Here is a 22,181-nt window from a genome sequence, read left to right as displayed (position 1 = left end):
TATAGCGCTCATCCAGAGGGGCAGAGGGAACGGCCCGTTGAAGCCCCGGCAACCCTCCCGCTGGTCTCGCGCGGCCGGTCTCCGGCCACCTGGCGAGGCCCCGGCGGGGTAGGTGCCAATTCCGGCTCGCGGCGAGGTGCGCCGCGAGGAAGATGAGGAGAAAGGGCCTCGCCTGCATGTCCGCGCACGCCGCTGAGCAGCTCGCCGCCGACACGACCACTCCTTCCGCCGCTTCCGGCGACCCGGGCCCGGGTACCCCCGGTTCGGCCGTCTCTCTCGGCCCCGCCGCCGCGCTGTCCTGCCGCGAGTGCGGCGAGCGCGTCCCGCTGGGCCCGGTGTTCGCCTGCACCGAGTGTTTCGGGCCACTCGAAGTCGCGTACGACCTGCCGACCGGCGACCCCGAGGGCCTGCGCGCCCGCATCGAGGCCGGGCCGGAGAACATCTGGCGGTACGCGCCGCTGCTGCCCGTCCCGGCCGACGTCGCCGGCAAGCCCAGCCTGAACCCGGGCCGCACCAAGCTGGTGCGCGCCGACCGGCTCGCGCGTGAGCTGGGCGTGACCGGCGAGCTGCACATCAAGGACGACTCGGGCAACCCGACCCACTCGTTCAAGGACCGCGTCGTGGCCATCGCCGTGGAGGCGGCCCGCGCGTTCGGCTTCACCACCCTGTCCTGCTCGTCCACCGGCAACCTGGCTGGCGCGGTGGGCGCCGCGGCGGCCCGCGCGGGCCTGCGCTCCTGTGTGTTCATCCCGCACGACCTGGAGGCCGGCAAGGTCGTCATGGCGGCGGTCTACGGCGGCGACCTGGTCGCCATCGAGGGCACGTACGACGACGTCAACCGCTTCTGCAGCGAGCTGATCGGCGACCCGGCGGGCGAGGGCTGGGGCTTCGTCAACGTCAACCTGCGGCCGTACTACGCCGAGGGCTCCAAGACCCTCGCGTACGAGATCTGCGAGCAGCTCGGCTGGCGGCTGCCGGACCAGCTGGTGATCCCGATCGCGTCCGGCTCCCAGCTCACCAAGATCGACAAGGGGCTGCGGGAGCTGATCACACTCGGCCTGGTCGAGGACCGGCCGTACAAGATCTTCGGCGCGCAGGCGGAGGGCTGCTCCCCGGTCTCCCGCGCCTTCAAGGACGGCCACGACGTGGTGCGCCCGGTCAGGCCCGACACCATCGCCAAGTCGCTCGCCATCGGCAATCCGGCGGACGGGCCGTACGTGCTCGACATCGCCCGGCGTACGGGCGGCGCGGTGGAGGACGTGGACGACGCGCGTATCGTCGAGGCCATCAAGCTGCTGGCCCGTACCGAGGGCATCTTCGCGGAGACGGCGGGTGGCGTGACCGTCGGCGTGACGAAGAAGCTGATCGAGGACGGGCGGCTCGACCCGGCCCTGACGACCGTCGTGCTCAACACGGGCGACGGCCTGAAGACCCTCGACGCGGTGTCCCCGACGACCGGGCCCACCGCCGTCATCCGCCCGACCCTGGCATCGTTCCGAGAGGCTGGCCTCGCATGAGCGTCAACGTGAGAATCCCGACCATCCTGCGCACCTACACGGGCGGGCGGGCGGAGGTCGCCGCCGAGGGCGCCACCCTCGGCGAGGTGCTGGCCGACCTCGACAAGAACCACCAGGGGATCGCGGCCCGGGTGCTCGACGACGAGGGCAGGCTGCGCCGCTTCGTGAACGTCTACGTGAACGACGACGACGTCCGCTTCGCCGAGGGCCTGGAAACCCCCACGCCGGACGGCTCCGGGATCTCGATCATCCCCGCCGTCGCCGGCGGCTGCTGACCGCGCTTTCCGGCGCGCCGGGGCCCGCCGCCGCTGCTTTCGGGCATGCGGCGGCGGGCCCCGCGCGCCGAAGCCGCACCGCACCTACCGGAAGAACGCGCTCCGCCATAAGGCGGCGCGGCGGGTGCTCACCGCGGGCCGTCTTACAGGACTTCCCTTGCCCCGTTCGTGACAAACGGACGGGGCGAGTTTGTGTGTTGAACGCGATACAGTTGAGCTGTCGCCTATCACCCCCGCCCATCTGAGCGAACGTCAAGATGTGCACAAAATGTGTGCGCGATTTGCCGGTTCGACCCCTTTATGTCCGGTCCGGGTTGCCCGGGATTTCACCGAATTCATAGCGATCGCGCTTTTCGGCGCGCCAGGAATTCTCGTCCGATTGACCTGTTGCAGAGGGCAGTGGGACAGATACATTCAGCGGCGGTCGACGCGTTCCGGCGCACACCTTCCGCATCCGGGGGGTGAGGTCTGACCCGGGTCCGCGGAGTGCGGTCCTGCGCAGGGGCCAGTAATAGGGGAGTTAGGAATGGCTCAGGGCACCGTCAAGTGGTTCAACGCGGAGAAGGGGTACGGCTTCATCGCGGTCGACGGTGGTGCGGACGTGTTCGTCCACTACAGCGCGATCCAGATGGACGGTTACCGCACCCTTGAGGAAGGTCAGCGGGTCGAGTTCGAGATCTCGCAGGGTCAGAAGGGGCCGCAGGCGGACATGGTCCGACTGTCGGCGTGAAGTGCCGAGGCGCCAGCAGCTGACCGTGTAGGCGAACCGTAGACGAACCACGCGTACGGGGAAGGCCCGCACCCTCCCGGGGGTGCGGGCCTTTCGCACGCCCGGGGGCGCCGCGGAGCCGGTGGCCGTGCTCCCGGGAACGCCGCTGCTCCGGCCGTACGCGAAAGGCGGCCGGACCCGCGCCCCCGGCTCCGGCCGGTGCCCCCGGGGGGGCTCGCCCGGCCCTCCGCCGGAGCGCGACCCGGGCCCGCCCGCGCCCCGGGCAACCTTGCACTCTCGGGTGGCGAGTGCTAATTATGGCTTAGCACTCAGAGAGTGAGAGTGACAGCAGGACCGGGTCGGTGAGGCCCGCACGCCGGGCGGAGTCCCTAGGGACCGCGCGGCAGGCAGGCCGTCCGTCGCGGGCGCCAGCGCGGTCCGAGGAAATCCGCCTCCACGGCCTGGTACGCCGTGGGAGGCACCCCAACGTCTTGGGAGAACGGACTTCACATGGCCAAGATCATCGCGTTCGACGAGGAGGCACGGCGCGGCCTTGAGCGCGGGATGAACCAGCTCGCCGACGCCGTCAAGGTCACCCTCGGCCCCAAGGGCCGCAACGTCGTCCTGGAGAAGAAGTGGGGCGCCCCCACGATCACCAACGACGGTGTGTCCATCGCCAAGGAGATCGAGCTGGAGGACCCGTACGAGAAGATCGGCGCCGAGCTGGTCAAGGAGGTCGCGAAGAAGACGGACGACGTCGCCGGTGACGGCACGACGACCGCGACCGTCCTCGCCCAGGCGCTGGTCCGCGAGGGTCTGCGCAACGTGGCCGCCGGCGCCAACCCGATGGCCCTCAAGCGCGGCATCGAGAAGGCCGTCGAGGCCGTCTCCGCCGCCCTGCTGGAGCAGGCCAAGGACGTGGAGACCAAGGAGCAGATCGCCTCCACGGCCTCCATCTCCGCCGCCGACACGCAGATCGGCGAGCTGATCGCCGAGGCGATGGACAAGGTCGGCAAGGAAGGCGTCATCACCGTCGAGGAGTCGCAGACCTTCGGCCTGGAGCTTGAGCTCACCGAGGGCATGCGCTTCGACAAGGGCTTCGTCTCGGCGTACTTCGCCACCGACACGGAGCGCATGGAGGCGTCCTTCGACGACCCGTACATCCTGATCGTCAACTCCAAGATCTCCAACGTGAAGGACCTCCTTCCGCTGCTGGAGAAGGTCATGCAGTCGGGCAAGCCGCTGCTGATCATCGCGGAGGACATCGAGGGCGAGGCCCTGGCGACCCTGGTCGTCAACAAGATCCGCGGCACCTTCAAGTCCGTCGCCGTCAAGGCCCCGGGCTTCGGCGACCGCCGCAAGGCCATGCTCGGCGACATCGCCGTCCTCACCGGCGGCACCGTGATCTCCGAGGAGGTCGGCCTCAAGCTGGAGAACGCGGGCCTGGACCTGCTCGGCCGCGCCCGCAAGGTCGTCATCACCAAGGACGAGACCACCATCGTCGACGGTGCCGGCGACACCGACCAGGTGCAGGGCCGGGTCAACCAGATCCGCGCCGAGATCGAGAACAGCGACTCCGACTACGACCGCGAGAAGCTCCAGGAGCGCCTGGCGAAGCTGGCCGGCGGCGTGGCCGTCATCAAGGCCGGTGCCGCCACCGAGGTCGAGCTGAAGGAGCGCAAGCACCGCATCGAGGACGCGGTGCGCAACGCGAAGGCCGCCGTCGAGGAGGGCATCGTCGCCGGTGGCGGCGTGGCCCTGCTCCAGGCGACCGGCGTCTTCGAGAAGCTGGAGCTGGACGGCGACGAGGCCACCGGCGCCCAGGCCGTGCGCCTGGCCCTGGAGGCCCCGCTGAAGCAGATCGCCGTCAACGCCGGCCTTGAGGGCGGCGTCGTGGTGGAGAAGGTGCGCGGCCTGACCCCCGGCCACGGCCTGAACGCCGCCACCGGCGAGTACGTCGACCTGATCGCCGAGGGCATCATCGACCCGGCCAAGGTGACGCGCTCCGCGCTGCAGAACGCCGCGTCGATCGCCGCGCTGTTCCTGACCACCGAGGCCGTCATCGCCGACAAGCCGGAGAAGGCCGCGGCCGGTGCCGGCGCGGGCGGCGGCATGCCGGGCGGTGACATGGACTTCTGATCGCCCTTGCAGTGCGATCGCCTGTCCGAGTGACGTCGGGGCGGTGCTTCCGGGATTCCGGAGGCGCCGCCCCGACGGCGTTTCGGGGCCGAGTCTGCCGCTCGCGCGGGGCGGCAGGGGAGTCACGGCGTACGGGCGTACGGGGCGTACGGGCGCGTACGGGCGCGTACGGGCCGAAGGGCGCGCCCGCGCTCACGGGCCCGCGGGGCCGCTCACGGGCCCGTACCTCGACGCCTCGCCTTGCCCGAGCGCGCCGCGTCAGCCCCGTGCGCGTCCGAGCGCCCGCGTCAGCCCCGCGCGGCGTGGAGCGCCGCCCGCAGGTGTCCGTCCGCCTCGGTCAGCAGCCGCGCGGCGGTGGCCGCGTCCACGCCGCCGAGCAGGGTGAGGATGGCGGGCTTCACCTCGCCGCCGGTGGCGGCCAGGGCCGCCTCGACGGCCGCGTCGGGCTCGCCGGTGGCCAGCGCGACGATGCGGCGCGAGCGGGCGCGCAGCTTGTCGTTGGAGGCCCGCACGTCGACCATCAGGTTCCCGTAGGTCTTGCCCAGGCGGATCATGGTAATGGTCGACAGCATGTTCAGCACCAGCTTCTGCGCGGTGCCCGCCTTCAGCCGGGTCGAGCCGGTCAGCAGCTCCGGGCCGACGACCACCTCGATGCCGTGGTCCGCGGCGGCGGCGAGCGCGGAGCCCGCGTTGCACGCCAGGCCGACGGTCAGCGCGCCGCGCCCGCGCGCGTGCTCGACCGCTCCGACCGCGTACGGGGTGCGGCCGGAGGCGGAGACGCCCACGACGGTGTCCAGCGCGGTGAGGCCGAGTGCGTCGAGGTCGGCGGCGGCCAGGTCCCGGCTGTCCTCCGCGCCCTCCACGGACGTCACCGTCGCCTCCGGGCCGCCCGCGATCAGGCCGACGACCTGGTCGGGACGGGTGTTGAAGGTCGGCGGGCACTCGCTCGCGTCCAGCACCCCGAGCCGCCCGGCGGTGCCCGCGCCCGCGTACACCAGGCGGCCGCCGCGCGCCATGCGGGCGGCCGTGGCGTCGATGGCGGCGGCGATGCGCGGGAGCTGGGCGGCGACGGCGGCGGGCACGCCGGCGTCCTCCTCGTTCATGATCCGGGCGATCTCGGCGGTGCCGAGCCGGTCGATCTCGGCCAGCTCGGGGCGGAACGCCTCGGTGGTCAGGCGGTCCAGCTGGGCGCGCAGGCGCGCGCTGTCGGTGGTGGAGGTCATGGCGAAGCGGCTCTTTCCGTAAGTCCGTGAGGTCGTAAGTCCGTAGGGTCGCAGGGTCCGTATGGTCCCTGGCGGTGGTTCGTACGGGGTACGTCCTGGCGTACGCGTCCGGACGTGCCCCGGATCCGGCCCGGCCCCGCTCAGCGCGCGGCGGCGCGGTGGGCGTGGCGGTGGGCGAGGGCTTCGTAGGAGGCGGCGAGGGCGGGCGCGGCCACGTCGTACGTACGCTGTGCCACGCCTATGAACAGGCAGTCGACCACGAGCAGTTGGCCGGTGCGGCTGGACATGGCCGCCGGGCGCAGCTCGCTCTCCCGGGCGGCGGAGGTGGTCAGCACGTGGTCCGCGTACTGGGCGACCTCGCCGTCGGGCCGGCCGGTGATCGCCACGGTGGTCGCGCCGCGCTCGAAGGCGACGCGCAGCGGCTCGATCGCGTCGGTGGTGCGGCCCGAGTGGCTGATGGCCACGGCCACGTCGCCCGGGCGCAGCTGGACGGCGTTGGTGACCGCGAGGTGCGGGTCGGCGTGGGCGTGCGCGATCAGCCCGATACGCAGCAGCTTCTGCACGAGGTCCTGGCCGACGAGGCCGGAGGCGCCGACGCCGTACACGTCCACGCGGTGCGCGGTGGCGAGCGCGCCGACGGCCGCCTCCAGCTGGACGACGTCCAGGGCGGCCGCGGTGTCGGCGAGCGACTGCCGCTCGTCCTGCGCGAGCTTGGCGACCACCTCGGCGAGCGGGTCGTCCACCGCGATGTCGGCGGTGACCGCGGGCGGCCGCCCGGCCGCCTGGTGTGCGGCGAGGGCGGCGAGGGCGACGCGCAGGTCGCGGTAACCGGGGTACCCCAGCAGCCGGGAGGTGCGCACGACGGTGGCCTCGCTGGTGCCGGTCCGCTCGGCCAGGCCGGTGACGGTGAGTGCGGCGCAGCCCGCGGGGTCGCCCGCGACGGCCTCGGCGACGCGCTGCATGGAGCGGGTCATCGAGGGAGCCAGCCTGCGGATCTTCGCGGCGAGCGCGCTGGGCGCGGGAGGGGCCGCTTCCTGCCGACCGGCGGAAGGGCCCCGCGCTCTGCTGCTCACTCTGGAAAAGTATTTCCGGATGTGACGCGCGTCAACCCTTGACCGGAGGGGTGCGCGCAGGGACGGAAGCGCGCCGTCCGCGCCGTGCGCCGGCGCGCCCGCGGCCCGCGCCCGGCCGCCGTACGGGCCCTTGCGGCACTTGAGCGCAGACCGGACGAGCCTTGCGCGCAGGCCGTACGGTCCTCGGAGGCAGACCCGGACGAGACCGGACGGCGGACATCCGGTGCCGGATTCATCCCATGAACGCAGGACTGGGCCCACAATGGTGCCCATGGAGCTGGAACAGGCCCTGCACGCCGCCCGCGCGCTCGTCCTCGCCGACCTCACGGCGGACGGCGCCGCGCAGGCCGACATCGTCTCCCTCGTGGAGGACGCGGTGGCGCACCGCCGCTGGTGGGTCGAGCAGTGGCCGGAGGGCGTGGGCTTCGTGGCGGGCCTGGTGGCCCAGGACGTACAGGACGCCCTGCTGGAGCGGTACGGCCGGTGGCCGGTGTGTCCGGTGTGCACCACCGACCACGACTCCCACGCCCTGGAGGTCGAGCCCGAGCTGGGACCCGACCCGCGCTGGGTCTGCGCGCGGACGGCGGTGGCGGTGGCGCGGCTGGGCTCGCTGGGGTCGCCGGGGGCGGTGCGGTGACCCGGCGCCGGGCCCTGCCACCGGGGCTGACGGCCCTGCGCGGCCTGCTCGCCGCGCCGCGTGCCGCGGGACGGACCGCGCCGCGTGCCGCGGGGCGGACCGGGGCGCGGCCGGTCAGCGGCTCCGGCGGGTGTTGAGCCGCGCGGCCTGGCGGGTCAGGTAGTCCCGCTCGGCCAGGTTGGGTGCCTCGCGGGCCGCCTCGGCGTACAGGCGGGCCGCCGTCGCCAGGTCGCCGTCGCGTTCGTGGAGGTACGCCGCTGCCGCGGTGCGGCGGGGCAGGGCGTCGTCCAGCGCCGCCAGCGCCGCCAGGCCGGCGCGCGGTCCGTCGGCCTCGCCGACCGCCACCGCGCGGCCCAGCCGGACGACCGGGCTGCCGGTCAGGCGGACCAGCTCGTCGTACCACTCGACGATCTGCACCCAGTCGGTCTCCTCGGCGGTGGGCGCGTCGGCGTGGAGTGCGGCGACGGCGGCCTGCGCCTGGTACTCGCCCAGCCGGTCCCGGGCCAGGGCCGCCTGGAGGATTCCGACGCCCTCGGCGATCAGCCTGGTGTCCCACCGGCCGCGGTCCTGCTCGGCGAGCGGCACCAGGCTGCCGTCGGGCGCGGTCCGGGTGGCGCGCCGGGCGTGGTGGAGCAGCATGAGGGCGAGCAGTCCGGCCACCTCGGGGTGGTCGAACCGGGCCGCGAGCTGCCGGGTGAGCCGGATGGCCTCGGCGGCCAGGTCGACGTCGCCCGAGTAGCCCTCGTTGAAGACCAGGTACAGGACGCGCAGCACGGTGGCGACGTCGCCCGGCTGGTCGAACCGCACGCCGGAGACCGTGCGCTTGGCGCGGCTGATCCTCTGGGCCATGGTCGCCTCGGGCACCAGGTAGGCCTGGGCGATCTGGCGGGTGGTGAGCCCGCCGACGGCGCGCAGCGTGAGCGCGACCGCCGACGACGGCGTCAGCGACGGGTGGGCGCACAGGAAGTAGAGCCGGAGCGTGTCGTCCGCCGCGGGCGCGGGCCCGGGCGCCGGCTCCTGGTCGAGGAGGTCCTCACGCCGGCGGCGGGCGGCGTCCGCCCGGGTCGCGTCGAGGAACCGGCGCCAGGCCACGGTGACCAGCCAGCCCTTCGGGTCCCGCGGCCGGTCGGCCGGCCAGGCGCGGACCGCCTCGACCAGGGCGTCCTGCACGGCGTCCTCGGCCGCCGCGAAGTCGGCTCCGCGGCGGACGAGGATCGCGAGCACGCTCGGCGTGAGGCTCCTGAGCAGGGCCTCGTCCATCAGTGCGGGCACTCCGTGACGGTGGGCGGCGCGGCCAGGAACGGGCGCAGCTCCAGCCACTCGTGGATCGGCTTCCCGTCCTTCCCGGGGGCGGCCGACAGCTCCCCGGCCAGCTCGACGGCGCGCTCGTGGCTGTCGACGTCGATCACCATCCAGCCGGCGATGAGGTCCTTGGTCTCGGCGAACGGGCCGTCGGTGACCGGCGGGCGCCCCTCGCCGTCGTACCGGACCCAGGTCCCCTCGGGGGCGAGCGCCTGGCCGTCGACGAACTCGCCGGTCTTCTCCAGCCGGTCCGCGAAGTCCCGCATGTACCGCACGTGCGCCGAGATCTCCTCCGGCGTCCACTGGTCCATGGGCACGTTGTTGACCGGGTCCGGAGCGCCGCGGTAGTGCTTGAGCAGCAGGTACTTGGCCATCGTGGTTCTCCTTGGTGCTGGTGCGGCCCATTGTGGTCGCGTTCACCCCGGGGACGGAGCCGGGCGCGGGTTCTCGACATCGGCGCCGGAATTTTTTTCGGCTCTTCTGGCAAGCGGCTCCGGTAAACCCTCGTGTCGCCCGAGATCCGGGTGGTGGGCGCCGTGCGGGCGGCGGCGGCCGGGCGCGGGTCACGCGCGCAGCAGCTCCAGCTCCGTGCCCACGTTGTGCCGGGCGGCGCGCTCCCAGCGCTCGTACCCCTCCGGCGTGCGGAACAGCCGCGGCAGGCCCAGCAGCTGCCGCAGCGCCGCGGCCCGGCCCTCGCGGAAGACGTCGTCGGGCACGAAGCCGTACTCCTGGCGGACGGCGGCGGCGTAGGCCGCGTACTCCCGGGGCGGACCGGCGAGCACGGCCAGGTCGGCGTCGCACAGCACCTCGCCGTCGGCGTCGCCGGGGGCGGGGTCGTGCGTGGCGGTCAGCCGCACCAGCCGCGCCACCTCGGCCGTACGCGCCGGGGCGACCCCGGCCTCCGGCAGGGCCCGCTCGGCGAGCCGGGCGCTGCGCTCCTCGTTCGTGGAGCGCTCGGGCAGGTAGACGGCGTCGTGGAACCAGGCCGCGAGCCGCACGGCCACCGGGTCGGCGGCGCGGTGCGCGAGCGCGTCCACGTGGTCGAGGACGGCGGCGAGGTGCGCGGTGGTGTGGTAGCGGCGCTGCGGCTCGGCCCAGCGGGCGAGCAGGTCGCGGCCGTACGGGTACGGGTCGGGGTGCGCCGCCCGCTCCGGTGCGCGGGCGGCGCGCAGGAGGCCGGCCCAGGACTCCAGCAGCGGCTGCTCGGACGGGGCGTCGGGCGCTTCGGGCGCCTCGGGCGCGGAGGGGGGAGCCATGGTGCCCAGTGTGCCGTCCCGGCACCGGGGCGTACGGGCGCGGGTGCGGCGGCGGGTGCGGCGGGGAGTGCGGCGGGGCGGCGCCGGCGAGGGCCGGCCTTACCGGCGCTGGCGGAGGCCGGCTCGTCGGCGCCGGTGGAGGGGCCTCGTCGGCGCCGGAAGCGGGCGGGGCGGCCGGACCTGTGCCCGCCCGGTCGGCCGTCGGGCCGACCGGGCGGGAGGGCCCGGCCCGGTGGGAGCCCAGTCCCCGAGGGCCCCCACCGGGTCGTATCAGTCCTGCTGCGCGTTCGCGGCCCGGCGGCGGCGCAGCAGCAGGAGGTAGCCGCCCGCGCCGAGCAGGGCGGCCGAAGCGGCGGCCGTCGCGCCCAGGGGCAGGCCGGAGCCGGTCTCGGCCAGGTTGCCGCCGCCGTCCGGACCGGCGGACGAGCCCGGGCCGCCGGCCGCCGGAGTGCCGGACGAACCCGGGTCACCCGGGGTGCCCGGCCCCTGCGACGGGTCGCCGGACGGCGTGCTGCCGGGGCTCGGGCTGGTGCCCGGCGACGGCGAGGTGGAGGCGGAGGGGGTGGCGCTGGACGACGGCGTGGCGCTGGGGCTCGCGGACGGGCAGTCGGTCCAGAAGACCTTGTGCTTGGCCTCGCCGTGCTCGCCGTCGAAGTTCCACACCAGCTTGTAGTGGCCGTCCGGCAGGTTCAGGTCGGTGCTGCGGCCGTGGCCCTTGGCGTCCAGCGTGAGCGTGCCGGACTTGGCCTCGGTGTCCTTGGTGCCGGTGGGCGGCATCTCGACTATCTTCCACGCGACCTGCTGGCGGTCGTCGAAGCCGAAGGCGTCGAGGTAGAACGTGCAGACGTGCGGCTCGTTCCGCTCCAGCGCCTCGCCGGTGACGGCGTCGTGGATCTTCACGGTGCCGTTGTCGCCGTGCGGGGTCGCGTAGGCGGCCGGAGCGGCGAGGAGGGCGGACGTGGCCGCGGCCACCGCCACCGCACAAGCCGTGGTGTAGTTGCGCATACAGGTACCAACTTCTGGGGCAGAAGGGGCGGGTGCGGGGGTGGCGGCTCAGCCTCCGATCGACCCGGTGCGGGAGTCAAGTGGCGTTTGGCGAGTTTGGCGCACTTGTCGCGCTTTGGGGCGGGTGTAGCGCGTAACGATCCGGTGAAGGGAGCCCGAAGGCCGGGTTTCACCGGCCGCGGTCGGCGTCGGCTGAGGAGGGACCGGGCCGCCGGGCCGCCGGGCCGTCCGCCGTGCCCCCGGGCCCGCTCACGCCAGCCGCGACGGCAGCGGCGCCGCGTGCACCACCGTCAGGCCCGAGACCGCGCGCGTCAGGGCCACGTACAGCCGCCGCAGCCCGGTGCGCTCGTCCGGTTCGCCGTCGACCACCGCCGCCGGCTCGTCCAGCACCACGTGGTCGTACTCCAGACCCTTGGCGAGCGTCGCCGGAACCAGGGTCAGCCGGGTGTCCGCGGTGGTCTCCTCGCCCGGCAGCAGGTGCGTCAGGCCCGCCGCCGCCAGAGCCTCGGCCAGCCGCGGGACCCGGGCGTCCGCCGCGATCAGGCCGGTCGAGCCCTCCCGCTCCAGCGCCGCGCGGCAGGCCGCCGCCACCGCCGCGTCCAGCCCGCCCGCCGCCACCCGCCGCACGGCCAGCGCGCCCGGCGCGTCGCGTACCGACGTGGCCGCGGCCAGGCCCGGCGCGATAGCGGGCAGCAGCCGGGACGCGTACGCGATGACCTCGCGCGGCACGCGGAAGCCGCGCGTCAGCTCCGCCACCCCGGCGTCCGGCTTGCCCAGGTGGGCCAGCGCCTCCCGCCAGCTGCCGGTCGCCCACGGCGTGGTGCCCTGCGCCAGGTCGCCCAGGACCGTCGCCGAACCGGTCGTGCAGCGCCGCCCCACCGCCCGGTACTGCATCGGCGACAGGTCCTGCGCCTCGTCCAGCACCACGTGCCCGAGCGACGGCGTGCGCCGCACGAGGTCGGCGGCCTCGTCCACCAGCACCGCGTCGGCCGCCGACCACCTCGCCGACCGCACGCCGCGGGCCGGCCGGGCCCACAGGATCTCCTTCTGCTCCTGCGCGGACAGCACGCCGTCCGCGTGCGCGGCCAGGAAGTCCGGGTCGGACAGCAGGCGTGAGACCAGCCTCGCCGGATCCACCGGCGGCCACGCCGCCTTCACCACGGCCTTCACCGCCGGACTGCGCGCCACCGCGTCCTGCACCCGGTCGTCCGGAGCCTCGCCCGCCTGCTCCATCCGTACGAGCACGGCGTGCGCGACGCGCTGGGGCAGCGCCTCGCGGGCCGCGCCGTAGCGGATGTCGCGGGCCAGCAGCTCGCGGACGATCTCCGCCAGCTCGTACGCCGGGACCCGCCAGCGGCGCGAGCCGCGCACCACCACGCACGGCTCGGCGGGCTCGGTCACGTGCGAGCGCAGGGCCCGCCGCAGCACCTCGGCCATCCGCGCGTCGCCCTTGACCCGGGCCGCGGCCGCCGAGTCCGTGCCGCGCACCTCGACGTGCGCGACCAGGTCGTCCACCGTCGCCTGCTGGACCCGGAGTTCGCCGAGGGCGGGCAGCACCTGCTCGATGTACCGCAGGAACGAGCGGTTCGGGCCGATCACCAGCGTGCCGGTGCGCGCCAGCCGCTCGCGGTGCGCGTACAGCAGGTAGGCCACCCGGTGCAGGCCGACCGCCGTCTTGCCGGTGCCCGGCGCGCCCTGCACGCACACCGTGCCGCCGACGTCCGCCCGGACGATCTCGTCCTGCTCCGGCTGGATGGTGGCGACGATGTCCCGCATCGGTCCCACGCGCGGGCGCTCGATCTCGGCCTGGAGCAGCCTGCCGGCCGTCTCCGCGCGGCTCGGATCCGACAGGTGCTCGTCCTCGTACGCGGTCAGCTCGCCGCCCGTGTAGCCGAACCGGCGGCGCAGCGTCACGCCGGACGGCTCCGCGCGCGACGCCCGGTAGAAGGGCTGCGACACCGGCGCGCGCCAGTCGACGACCATGGGGTCGCCGCCGGCGTCGTGCACGTGGCGGCGGCCGATGTAGAACCGGCTGCCGTCGGCGGCGACCCCGGAGCCTTCGGCGTCCTCGTAGTCGAGGCGGCCGAAGAACAGGGGCGTGTCCGGGTGGTCGGCGAGCGCCGCGACGCGCTCCGCCACCTGGTGCCGCAGGACCTCGGCACCGACCCACGTGGCGGCGACGTCGCGCAGGTCCAGGGCCTGCGCGTCGGCGCGCATGGCGCGCAGGGCGGCGCGGGAGGCGGCCAGGTGGGTCCGCTCCCGGGCCAGGGCCCCGGCTTCGGGGCCGGACCCGGACACGGATCCGGGTCCTTCTCCGAGGTCCGCGGCGAGGTCGGCGGCTCCGGGTTCTGCGGGGCGGTCGGGATGGGGGGCGTGCGCGGGCACGGCGTTGCCTCCGGCGGTGGTGCGTACGGGCGGTCGCGAAAGGGTGCCGTTCCGGTTTCCGTCCGGGCGGCGGCTCTCCCGCGGGCGTCACGCGTCGCACGTAACGTGCTCGCTGCCGTCCGGGAGGCGGGGCAAGACGGGCGAGTGTAGTCAGCCCCCCCCGGCCGCCGCGACGGAATTTCAGGGTCGCCCTCCACCTCCCGTAGGGGACGGCATGGCCCTGTGGTCGTACGCCGTCCACCTTCAGGTCGTACGCCCCGGCGTCCGCGGTTACACCGGCAGGTCGATGTCCCGGCGCCGCGCCGGAACGATCATTGAGGGCATGAGCTTCGCAGCAGCCTCCAGCCTCCGGCACGCCGACCCCGTCCTGTCCCAGGAGCCGCCCGCCACCGTGCGCACCGTCCTGGGAGGCACCTTCCGGGCGATCCGCGTCTTCGCGTCCACGGCGTTCAGCGTGGCCGTCCTGGGCGAGTACAACGAGCACAAGTACGGCCCGGAGCGCGGCCCGTACGGCGACGGCGACCGGCGCCCGGACCCCGGCCCGTACGCCGAAGCCGCCTGACCGCCCGCTTCTGCCGAGACGTCTGCCCGAACATCCGCCCGACCCCTGTGTGAAAACCTGTCAGGCGTCCTCCACGTCACCCTCCGCCAGCAGCTCTCCCGCGTCCACGATCCGGTACGCGTACCCCTGCTCGGCCAGGAACCGCTGCCGGTGCGCGGCGAAGTCCTGGTCGATCGTGTCGCGCGCGACCACCGAGTAGAACCGCGCCTCGTGCCCGTCCGCCTTCGGGCGCAGCACCCGGCCCAGCCGCTGGGCCTCCTCCTGCCGGGAGCCGAAGGTGCCCGACACCTGGATGGCGACCGTCGCCTCCGGCAGGTCGATGGAGAAGTTCGCCACCTTCGACACCACCAGCACCGAGATCTCCCCCTGGCGGAACGCCTCGAACAGCTTCTCGCGCTGCGCGTTGCTCGTCTCGCCCTTGACCACGGGCGCGCCCAGGTGCTCCGCCAGCTCGTCCAGCTGGTCGATGTACTGCCCGATCACCAGCGTCTGCTGCCCCCGGTGCCGGGCCACCAGCGCCTCGGTGACCCGGCGTTTGGAGTCGGTCGTCGCGCAGTAGCGGTACTTGTCCTCGGTCTCGGCGGTCGCGTACGTCAGCCGCTCGGCGTCCGTCAGGCTGACCCGCACCTCCACGCAGTCGGCGGGCGCGATGTACCCCTGCGCCTCGATCTCCTTCCACGGCGCGTCGAACCGCTTCGGCCCGATCAGCGAGAAGACGTCCGACTCGCGCCCGTCCTCGCGGACGAGCGTGGCCGTCAGCCCCAGGCGGCGGCGCGCCTGGAGATCGGCGGTGAACTTGAACACCGGCGCGGGCAGCAGGTGCACCTCGTCGTAGACGATCAGCCCCCAGTCCCGCGAGTCGAACAGCTCCAGGTGCGGGTAGACGCCCTTCCGCCGGGTGGTCAGCACCTGGTACGTGGCGATGGTGACCGGCCGTATCTCCTTCTTCGTACCGCTGTACTCGCCGATCTCGGCCTCGGTCAGCGACGTGCGCCGCACCAGCTCGTGCTTCCACTGCCGGGCCGAGACGGTGTTGGTCACCAGGATCAGCGTGGTCGACTTCGCCTCGGCCATGGCGCCCGCGCCGACCAGCGTCTTGCCCGCGCCGCACGGCAGCACCACCACCCCCGACCCGCCGTGCCAGAACCCCTCCACCGCCTGCCGCTGGTACGGCCGCAGCGCCCACCCGTCCTCGCGCAGCTCGATCGGGTGCGCCTCCCCGTCCACGTAACCGGCCAGATCCTCGGCGGGCCACCCCAGCTTCAGCAGCACCTGCTTGATCTGCCCGCGCTCGGAGGGGTGCACGGCGACGGTGTCCTGGTCGACGCGAACCCCCACCAGCGGCTGGACCTTCTTCGACCGCAGCACCTCCTCCAGCACCGGCCGGTCGGTGCTGGTCAGCACCAGACCGTGGGCGGGGTGCTTGCTGAGGGTGAGGCGGCCGTAGCGGTCCATCGTCTCGGTGACGTCGACCAGCAGGGCGTGCGGCACGGGATACCGGGCGTAGCTGACCAGCGCGTCGACCACCTGCTCGGCGTCGTGCCCGGCCGCCCGCGCGTTCCACAGGCCCAGGGGCGTGACCCGGTAGGTGTGGATGTGCTCGGGGGCGCGCTCCAGCTCGGCGAACGGCGCGATGGCACGGCGGCAGGCGTCGGCCTGCTCGTGGTCCACTTCGAGCAGGAGGGTCTTGTCACTTTGGACGATGAGTGGACCATTCACGTGCGGAGCCTCGTTTCACTCAGGTCGAAATCCTAGTGTGCCCTATGTAGGCGCCAGACCGGGAACCCGGCACCCGAGCTGGAATCCGCCCTTGGAGAATGAAATTCACGATTGTGCTGGTCGGGTCTCTGAATCTTCCCGGCAAAGGCGATGGCGTCGTCGCGCCGAGTGACCACGTTACGTATCCAGGTGGTTGACGAAGATCCCGACGAGAATGCGCCCGCCCAGCCGCTGCTCGGGCAGTGTGAAGTGCACGCGGTTTCGTGCCGGGTGCTGCTTGGCGTGCCACTCGCAGCGGTAGGTCTCCCCCTCGTGCTCGACATACCGCTGCCGCATCACCTTTTCCTTGGCCCGGGTGTTGGGGCTCTCGGGTGACAGGTCGATTCCGAAGCGGCCCAGTTCGGCCTGGACGTGATCGGGCAGTCCGGCGTGCCGGGCCAGTGCGTCCGCGAAGTGATCGTCCAGCACGGCCAGGACCTTGGCCACCCAGGAGCGCAGCTCCCGGTAGGTGCCGTCGAACTTCCGGAAGGACAGTGTGCTCGCGAGGACGAGACTAGGGAAGGCGTCCGCTGCCAGGACGGGGAAGAGGCGCTCGGGAACATCCTCGCGTTCATACAGGCCGCGCCAGAAGGCCGTGAGATCGCTGGCTGCGTGCAGGAAGTACAGCTCCGCCGCGGCATTGCCTGTTGGAATGCCGACCGGATGCCAGCCGCGCGTGACGGCGTTGTCGGCCGGAAAGACGAGGCAGGCTGTTGTGCAGCCGTCTAACGTGCGTCGCAGTGCGTGGCCGAGCGTCCAGGCGAGCTCTCGTACTTCTCCGGCCACGTGGACCCTGTCCGGGACATCCGCGGTGTCGCCCGTGTCCCACGCGCGGCAGCGGTCCATCAGGAGGGCGGTTCGGCGGCGCACGTCCGGAGAGACCGTGTCGCCCGGTCCTCCCCGCACGTAGAGGAACTCGGACAGCTCGCAGCCGTCCAGGCATGCGTGTTCGTGCCACCATTCAGCTGCGGCCACGGGGCGTTCGCGGAGGATGTCCCCGAGGGCGTCGTTGAAGTCGTCCAGCACGCCAGTCAGCCGATCCGGCTCCAGTTCGCGGAAGTCGAAGCTGGTCTCGTCGACGACCACCCGGTACGGCGGGTCCCCGTGGGATTCACCTTCGGCGCCGGGCACGTGCCAGCCTCCCCAGGTCGTCCTCGATCTGGTCGAAGAAGCCGCTCGGCCAGGTGGTGAGTTCGCCGCGCTCGGTCAGCTCGATGGGGACGATCTCCTCCCGGCCGAAATAGTGCACGATCGCCTGATGCGATGACAGCGGCCCCTCTTCGACGACGCCGAGTCGAGCGCCGTTGAGAACGTGGTCGCTGTGGGTTTCCATGATCACCTGGACCCCGCTGCCGGCGACCTGTGCCAGAAAGCGGCCCAGACGGGACTGCCCGGCGGGATGGAGATGCGCCTCGGGGTTCTCCACGATCAGGATGTCGCCGGGTTCGGTCATCAGCCCCGCGACGATGACGGGCAGCGCGTAGGAGACGCCGAAGCCGGTGTTGGCCGGGCGGATCACCTCGCCGTAGGGTCCTGTCTCCTTGAACCGGATGGTGCTGGCGGCGATCCCCGGCGCCCACTGCGCCGTGATCTGGAGGGGCCGGATGATGTGCGAGGCCCACGCTTCGGCCTGGTTGCGCAGGAGCGGCACATTGGAGGCCGGATGCCGAAGCGGTTCGCGTACGGTCAGCCGACGCGTGGTCAGCCGTTCCTGTCGCAGTGCCAGCACCTGCGCCGTATGCTCCCCTTGTACGCCGACCCCGAGTTCGTCGGGTGGCTCGGCGGACACGGACAGCAGGTCGCGGGGGCCGAGGCGTTCCGCGCAGAGGTAGGTGAAGCCGCTTCCCGACCGGTCCAATTCGGGCGGGGGCTGGCTGGGCGACGCTTCGACCGTGAGGTGCAGGGCGCGCTCGCTGGGAATGCCGAAGCGGTAGCTCCAGTCGGCGTCCGTTCCGTCGGCTCGCAGCCGTACGCCGAACTCGGGCTGCTGTGCTGCCGGGTGCAGCAGTTCCTGTGCCTCGCCCAGAGCCAGCCTGTACGGCCCATTGAGCTGGATCATCTCGCTGCTGGGCGACTGGACCGCCTGGCGGACCAGCAGCAGAGCCTGGACAACGGTGCTCTTGCCCGACCCGTTGAGCCCGGTCAGCACGGTCAGCGGGCGCAGAGCGAACTCGGCGTCCGAAAAGCACTTGAAGTTGCGGATGCCCAGCGTGGTGATCACGCGCCTGCCTTCGCGTCCTCGGCCGCTGCCTGGAACCGGTACTCCACACGGCGCCGGTCACTGGTGGAAGAGGTGATGGCGTCGAGATAGCCGATGTCACGGGTCATCCGGCGCCGGGCGGCTGCGACGATGGCCGTCCGCCGGCGCTCCAGGTCCGCCTGAGCGTAAGGGGCCAGGGCGATCGACCAGGTCTCGAAGAGCGCCCGGTTGATTGGATTGCGCCATGTCACGCCTTCCGGCCACTTGCGGAAGGTGTGATCCCCGAAGATCAGACGGGCATTGAACATAGCCGTGCGGAATGCCTCATACAGCTCGTTCACTCGCGGATCGGGAAGTTCCTTCGTGTTGTCCAGCAGCCGTGTCGCCCGCTCCAAGAACGGATCCATCGCCGGCCGCTCCCTGTAGGCATCCATGCCGAGTAGCCAGAAGGCGGCGAAGCGGAGCGCCATCTCCCGGTCGTTCATGCGGATGTGGCCGCCCATGCGGTTCGTCGCCGCATTGAACTCCTCCATGGACGTCATGGTCTTGAGGATGTCGCGGCTCCGCTTCCGGCTCATGCAGTGCCGGATCTCCTGAGCGTTCAGCGGGGTGCCACCGGTGTTGATGCGCTTGAAGATGTCGTACATGACATCCGGCGGCGTCGTCGGGTCGATGACGTTCACCACGAGCTGGGTGTTGTAGATGCGGCGCTGCCACTGGACGGGCAGGTCGGCGAAGTTCTTGTCGTTCTCGTTGAGGTACTCCAGCCCCTTGAGGCGGAAGCCCTTCCCGTTTCCTCGTACGTAGGCGTGCAGAGTCGAGAGCCGTTGCAGTCCGTCGACGACCCGGAACGCGCCGTCACTGTCCTCGGCGAAGTAGAAGGCGGGGAGCGGGATCTGCAGCAGCACCGACTCGACGAGGCGGGACTTCTGCTCGATCTTCCACACCTGGCCGCGCTGAAAGTCGGGGGCCAGTTCCAGCGAGCCCTCGTCGATCATGTCCAAGATGTTCCGGAGCGAGAACTGGTTGGTGGTCACCCGGATCAGTGCGGGATCCCACGGCTTCACGATCGCCGCGTCCGCCCCGCCGTCAACCTCGACCTCGACACCGGTCGCCTGACCGTCGAAGACGTCCTCGACCACCTCAGGTGCTTCCTGTGCATGCGCCGTCGTCATGCGGGCGATCCTACGGCGAGGGCCCCTGGCCGGTTCCGGGCCTGAGCGGGTGGTGGGGTGGTCGAAACCCCGACCGGCCTGCTCTTTCCGACAGGGCTGGTATGCGTATCAGACCTGATCGCTTGGACGATCAGGGGTCCGGCGTTCACCCGGGTCTCCATCGCTGCGCCTTCGGGGGGCTTGTTCGGTGTTGTGCTGCTTTGCCGCGGTGGCGGCCAAGCTCCCAGTGTCGCGCACGCGGCCGGGTGCCGGGTCCGGGTCCGGCGGGGGCACGGGCTGGGCGGGTCAGGCGGTGTCGTCGGCCGGGTCGGTCAGTTCGGCGGCGCCGGTGATGCGGTGCAGGGGGTATGTGCGGATCTCGTCGGCCGTGTGGTCGTACGCCGTGACGAAGCCGCCCTCCACCCGGACGGGCGCGATCACGCGCTGGCTGGCGGCGCCGTCCGCGTTGACGTAGCCGATCCACACGGGTGAGCCGGTGAGGGCGGCGGCCTGGACGGTGGCGAGGGTGTCGGCGGAGGTGGTGTGCGGGACGCCGGGGGTGGGGCCGGTGGCCGGGGCCGGGGGGCGGTGCGGGGCGGTGGCGGCCAGGTCGCCCGCGCGGATGGCGCGCAGCGCGGCGGCCAGCAGCGTGTCGCCGGGCACGGGTGGGCCCTCCGGTACGGGTACGGGGGCCGCGCGGGGCGGGGTGCGGTGGGAGGGGGCGCGGGTGACCAGCACGTCGCCGGCCGCCGACTCGGCGGCCGGCGCGTAGCCCATGGCGCGCAGCGTCTCCAGCAGCGTGTCCGGTGGCGCCGGCGAGGCCAGGACGGTCGGCGCCAGACGGCGCAGGCCCAGGGCCGCCGAGCGGCGGTCGGCCAGGATCTCGGTGAGCAGGGCGTCGTCGTCGCACCGCAGGTACGCCGAGGCCGCGCCCACCCGCAGGCGGCCGTGCTTCCGGGCCACGTCGTCGATGAGGTAGGTGAGGGGCTGCGGCACGGGCGTGCGGGAGTGCGCGGCCAGGAAGGCGTGCAGGTCGGCCGCGCCGCGGCCGGCGTCCAGCGCGCGGCGTACGGAGGCGGGCGTGAAGCGGTAGACCGTCGCGCCGCCCTTGGACTCCACGTCGGCCAGGACGCTCATCGTCTCGGCGAGCGGGCGTTCCAGCGGGCCCGGTGCCACGGCCGTCAGGTCGGCTTGCAGCAGCACGTGGTCCAGGGGCTTCGGGAGCAGGGGCGCCAGCAGGTCGGCGGCGCGGGCGGCGGCCGCGGCCGATTCGGCGGGGGTGGTTCTGGAGGTGGTGGTTCTGGGGGTCGCGGTTCTGGGGGTGGGGGTCGCGGTCGCGGTTGCGGGGGTTTCGGGCGGGGGCAGGAGGGTGCGGGCGTACGACGACAGGGCGCCGCGGCCGGTGACGCCCAGCAGTTCGGCCTCGGCGAGCGTCCATTCGGCCAGCCGCGAGCGCGGGTCCTCGGCCGGGGTCTGGCCGCGGTGCGCCGGGCGGTCCCAGCGCAGCCGCGCCAGCAGCGCCTCGGCCGCCAGGGCGGCGCCGGGCGGGGCCGCGGCCAGCAGGGACAGCACGCGGCGGCGCACCTCGGGGGCCGCCGAGCGGTCCAGGTCCGGGCCGAGCGCGGCCAGCGCGCGGCCCTTGGCGTCCCGGCCGCCGACCAGGCCCGGGGTGCGGGTCGCGGCCAGCCACGCGGTGGCCAGGGCGGCCCAGCGCGGGGCGGTGGGCAGGGCGAGCCAGTCGTCGTAGGCGGGGGTGGGGGCGTACCGCTCGTCCGCCTCGCCGTCCGAGGCCAGCAGTCCGGCCGCGTACGCCAGCTCGATCCAGAAGGCGGCGACCGGCTCGGCCAGGTCGAGCGCCACGGCGGTGCGCTTCAGGTCCCGTATGCTCAGGCCGCCCGCGCGCAGCACGGCGGGGCCGCCCGCGCCCCAGAGCGTGAGCAGCTCCTCGACGGTGGCCAGGGCGGCGAGCGCCTGGCCGGCCGCCGCGGCGTCCACAGCCTGTGGACCGTGCTCGGCGGCGGCGGCGGACAGCGGCGGCGGCACGGGTTCGGGCGCGCGGTGCGCGCGGCCGCCGCGCAGGTGCAGGGCGACCTCGCGGGGCAGCACCACGGTGCGCGGGCCGAGCGGCAGCAGCAGGCCGCGGGCCAGCAGCCAGGCCACGGGCGGGCCGGGGGAGGCGACGGTCACCTCCCCGTACGGCGGGCCCCAGGTCAGCTTCGCCAGCGCCGCGAGCGCGGCGGGCGGCGCCTGGGCCAGCAGCGCCGCCGCCCGGGCCCGGTCGGTGAACAGGCCGGTCAGCGCGGTCACCGCCGACACCGGGTCGTGTGTGGGCGGCAGCCCCACCGCGCCCAGCAGCTCCTGGAGCCGGCCCGGCGACATGCCCGCCGTGGCCTCCCGGACGGTCGGGCCCAGGCCGGTGGGGGAGGGCGCGGTGGGGGACGGGGCGAGCAGTTCGCGGGCCGTACGGACCAGGCGGAGGCGGTCGTCGCCGCCCCACACCAGGGCCTGCGCGCGCAGGGTGGCCAGGGCGGCCGGGAGCGCGGCGGCGACCCGGTCCCGGAGGGGCGGGGCGAGGGCGGGTTCGGGGACCGGTTCCGGGGGCTCCTGCTCGGGGTCGGCCGCCGTGGCGGGCTCGGGGCCGGGCGGGTCGCCCGTCATCAGCGCGCGCAGCGTCTCGTACGGGCACGGATCCGGCGCCACCGCCAGCGCCTCGGCCGTCTGGAGCGCGAACCGGTCGAGCCGTTCCACCGCCCGTACGACCGAGGCGCGGGTCCCGGCGCGGGTGGCGAGCTGGGTCAGGTCGTTCGGCACCGGGGACAGCAGGTCGGGGCGGGCGCGCAGGAGGGCGGCGAGGTCGTCGTCGGAGCGGGTGCGCAGCTCCTCGGCGAGCGTGCGCGGCCCCTCGCTCCCGGCCGCCGCGGCGGGGGCGGTCGCGGTCTCGGCTCCGGCCGGGCGCGGCACCGCCCCCGGCCCGCCGGCCGGTCCG

Annotated in this window: 18 protein-coding genes and 1 riboswitch; of the genes, 6 read left to right on the top strand and 12 right to left on the bottom strand. The window is 73.7% G+C overall.

Going from position 1 to position 22,181, the window contains the following annotated elements; translation table 11 throughout:
• Positions 1-5 precede the first annotated feature (5 nt).
• Positions 6-159: riboswitch (SAM riboswitch) on the top strand.
• The 4 genes from thrC (at position 153) to groL (ending at position 4,640) form a co-directional block, all read left to right on the top strand.
• Positions 153-1,517 carry a threonine synthase gene (gene thrC / locus RKE29_RS04645; protein ID WP_312003727.1) on the top strand — a complete coding sequence of 455 codons (1,365 nt, stop codon included), beginning with the start codon at positions 153-155 and terminating at the stop codon, positions 1,515-1,517. Its footprint overlaps the riboswitch before it by 7 nt.
• Entirely contained in the window at positions 1,514-1,792 is a 279-nt protein-coding gene (locus tag RKE29_RS04640) for a MoaD/ThiS family protein (protein ID WP_312003726.1), read from the top strand. The genes thrC and RKE29_RS04640 overlap by 4 nt, the downstream gene beginning before the upstream one ends.
• 526 nt (positions 1,793-2,318) lie before the next feature.
• Complete coding sequence (locus tag RKE29_RS04635) at positions 2,319-2,522, top strand: cold-shock protein (RefSeq protein WP_004929928.1); 204 nt, start codon at positions 2,319-2,321, stop codon at positions 2,520-2,522.
• Between the two features lie 489 nt (positions 2,523-3,011).
• Positions 3,012-4,640 (top strand): chaperonin GroEL, encoded by a 1,629-nt coding sequence (groL, locus tag RKE29_RS04630; RefSeq protein WP_312003725.1) that lies wholly within the window; start codon positions 3,012-3,014, stop codon positions 4,638-4,640.
• 287 nt (positions 4,641-4,927) lie between these two features.
• Here the strand turns inward: groL and murQ are convergent, their stop codons facing one another.
• Both murQ and RKE29_RS04620 read right to left on the bottom strand, forming a co-directional pair.
• Positions 4,928-5,863: an N-acetylmuramic acid 6-phosphate etherase gene (gene murQ / locus RKE29_RS04625; RefSeq protein WP_312003723.1), complete on the bottom strand. Its 936-nt coding sequence runs from the start codon at positions 5,861-5,863 to the stop codon at positions 4,928-4,930.
• 140 nt (positions 5,864-6,003) lie between these two features.
• Positions 6,004-6,936 (bottom strand): MurR/RpiR family transcriptional regulator, encoded by a 933-nt coding sequence (locus tag RKE29_RS04620; RefSeq protein WP_312003722.1) that lies wholly within the window; start codon positions 6,934-6,936, stop codon positions 6,004-6,006.
• A 271-nt stretch (positions 6,937-7,207) separates the two neighbouring features.
• Here RKE29_RS04620 and RKE29_RS04615 point away from each other — a divergent pair, with 271 nt between their 5' ends.
• Positions 7,208-7,573, top strand: a complete 366-nt coding sequence (locus tag RKE29_RS04615; protein ID WP_312003721.1) for a hypothetical protein — start codon at positions 7,208-7,210, stop codon at positions 7,571-7,573.
• A 114-nt stretch (positions 7,574-7,687) separates the two neighbouring features.
• Here RKE29_RS04615 and RKE29_RS04610 read toward each other — a convergent pair whose 3' ends face one another.
• From RKE29_RS04610 to RKE29_RS04590, 5 genes are all read right to left on the bottom strand, one after another.
• Entirely contained in the window at positions 7,688-8,833 is a 1,146-nt protein-coding gene (locus RKE29_RS04610; protein WP_312003745.1) for a DUF6596 domain-containing protein, read from the bottom strand.
• Positions 8,833-9,249 (bottom strand): YciI family protein, encoded by a 417-nt coding sequence (locus RKE29_RS04605; RefSeq protein ID WP_312003720.1) that lies wholly within the window; start codon positions 9,247-9,249, stop codon positions 8,833-8,835. Before RKE29_RS04605 ends, RKE29_RS04610 begins: the two co-directional genes overlap by 1 nt.
• Before the next feature lie 189 nt (positions 9,250-9,438).
• Positions 9,439-10,131 (bottom strand): hypothetical protein, encoded by a 693-nt coding sequence (locus RKE29_RS04600; protein WP_312003719.1) that lies wholly within the window; start codon positions 10,129-10,131, stop codon positions 9,439-9,441.
• 270 nt (positions 10,132-10,401) lie between these two features.
• Positions 10,402-11,136 carry a hypothetical protein gene (locus tag RKE29_RS04595; RefSeq protein WP_312003718.1) on the bottom strand — a complete coding sequence of 245 codons (735 nt, stop codon included), beginning with the start codon at positions 11,134-11,136 and terminating at the stop codon, positions 10,402-10,404.
• Positions 11,137-11,385: 249 nt separating this feature from the next.
• On the bottom strand, positions 11,386-13,434 hold the full coding sequence (locus RKE29_RS04590) for an ATP-binding domain-containing protein (protein WP_312003717.1): 2,049 nt from the start codon (positions 13,432-13,434) through the stop codon (positions 11,386-11,388).
• Positions 13,435-13,843: 409 nt separating this feature from the next.
• Between RKE29_RS04590 and RKE29_RS04585 the strand changes: the two genes are divergently transcribed.
• Positions 13,844-14,083: a hypothetical protein gene (locus RKE29_RS04585; protein ID WP_312003716.1), complete on the top strand. Its 240-nt coding sequence runs from the start codon at positions 13,844-13,846 to the stop codon at positions 14,081-14,083.
• A 60-nt stretch (positions 14,084-14,143) separates the two neighbouring features.
• Here the strand turns inward: RKE29_RS04585 and RKE29_RS04580 are convergent, their stop codons facing one another.
• The 5 genes from RKE29_RS04580 to RKE29_RS04560 form a co-directional block, all read right to left on the bottom strand.
• The gene (locus RKE29_RS04580; RefSeq protein WP_312003715.1) at positions 14,144-15,802 is read right to left on the bottom strand and encodes a DNA repair helicase XPB; all 1,659 of its coding nucleotides are present in this window, start codon (positions 15,800-15,802) and stop codon (positions 14,144-14,146) included.
• Positions 15,803-15,979: 177 nt separating this feature from the next.
• Complete coding sequence (locus RKE29_RS04575; protein WP_312003714.1) at positions 15,980-16,972, bottom strand: hypothetical protein; 993 nt, start codon at positions 16,970-16,972, stop codon at positions 15,980-15,982.
• Positions 16,953-18,062, bottom strand: a complete 1,110-nt coding sequence (locus RKE29_RS04570) for a DUF3696 domain-containing protein (protein ID WP_312003713.1) — start codon at positions 18,060-18,062, stop codon at positions 16,953-16,955. Before RKE29_RS04570 ends, RKE29_RS04575 begins: the two co-directional genes overlap by 20 nt.
• Positions 18,059-19,216: a DUF262 domain-containing protein gene (locus RKE29_RS04565; RefSeq protein ID WP_312003712.1), complete on the bottom strand. Its 1,158-nt coding sequence runs from the start codon at positions 19,214-19,216 to the stop codon at positions 18,059-18,061. The genes RKE29_RS04570 and RKE29_RS04565 overlap by 4 nt, the downstream gene beginning before the upstream one ends.
• Before the next feature lie 285 nt (positions 19,217-19,501).
• Complete coding sequence (locus RKE29_RS04560; protein ID WP_312003744.1) at positions 19,502-22,072, bottom strand: helicase C-terminal domain-containing protein; 2,571 nt, start codon at positions 22,070-22,072, stop codon at positions 19,502-19,504.
• Positions 22,073-22,181 lie beyond the last annotated feature (109 nt).

It is taken from the genome of Streptomyces sp. B1866, from assembly GCF_031932565.1.
Taxonomy (GTDB): Bacteria; Actinomycetota; Actinomycetes; order Streptomycetales; family Streptomycetaceae; genus Streptomyces.
This window is presented reverse-complemented; position numbering and strand designations above follow the sequence as displayed.

Bases quoted from the DNA above. Each gene is read 5' to 3' on its own strand.
- RKE29_RS04640 (WP_312003726.1), top strand. From the start codon at position 1,514: ATGAGCGTCAACGTGAGAATCCCGACCATCCTGCGCACCTACACGGGC.
- RKE29_RS04615 (WP_312003721.1), top strand. From the start codon at position 7,208: ATGGAGCTGGAACAGGCCCTGCACGCCGCCCGCGCGCTCGTCCTCGCC.
- RKE29_RS04585 (WP_312003716.1), top strand. From the start codon at position 13,844: ATGAGCTTCGCAGCAGCCTCCAGCCTCCGGCACGCCGACCCCGTCCTG.
- RKE29_RS04565 (WP_312003712.1), bottom strand. From the start codon at position 19,216: ATGACGACGGCGCATGCACAGGAAGCACCTGAGGTGGTCGAGGACGTC.
- groL (WP_312003725.1), top strand. From the start codon at position 3,012: ATGGCCAAGATCATCGCGTTCGACGAGGAGGCACGGCGCGGCCTTGAG.
- RKE29_RS04610 (WP_312003745.1), bottom strand. From the start codon at position 8,833: ATGGACGAGGCCCTGCTCAGGAGCCTCACGCCGAGCGTGCTCGCGATC.
- thrC (WP_312003727.1), top strand. From the start codon at position 153: ATGAGGAGAAAGGGCCTCGCCTGCATGTCCGCGCACGCCGCTGAGCAG.
- RKE29_RS04600 (WP_312003719.1), bottom strand. From the start codon at position 10,131: ATGGCTCCCCCCTCCGCGCCCGAGGCGCCCGAAGCGCCCGACGCCCCG.
- murQ (WP_312003723.1), bottom strand. From the start codon at position 5,863: ATGACCTCCACCACCGACAGCGCGCGCCTGCGCGCCCAGCTGGACCGC.
- RKE29_RS04605 (WP_312003720.1), bottom strand. From the start codon at position 9,249: ATGGCCAAGTACCTGCTGCTCAAGCACTACCGCGGCGCTCCGGACCCG.
- RKE29_RS04595 (WP_312003718.1), bottom strand. From the start codon at position 11,136: ATGCGCAACTACACCACGGCTTGTGCGGTGGCGGTGGCCGCGGCCACG.
- RKE29_RS04635 (WP_004929928.1), top strand. From the start codon at position 2,319: ATGGCTCAGGGCACCGTCAAGTGGTTCAACGCGGAGAAGGGGTACGGC.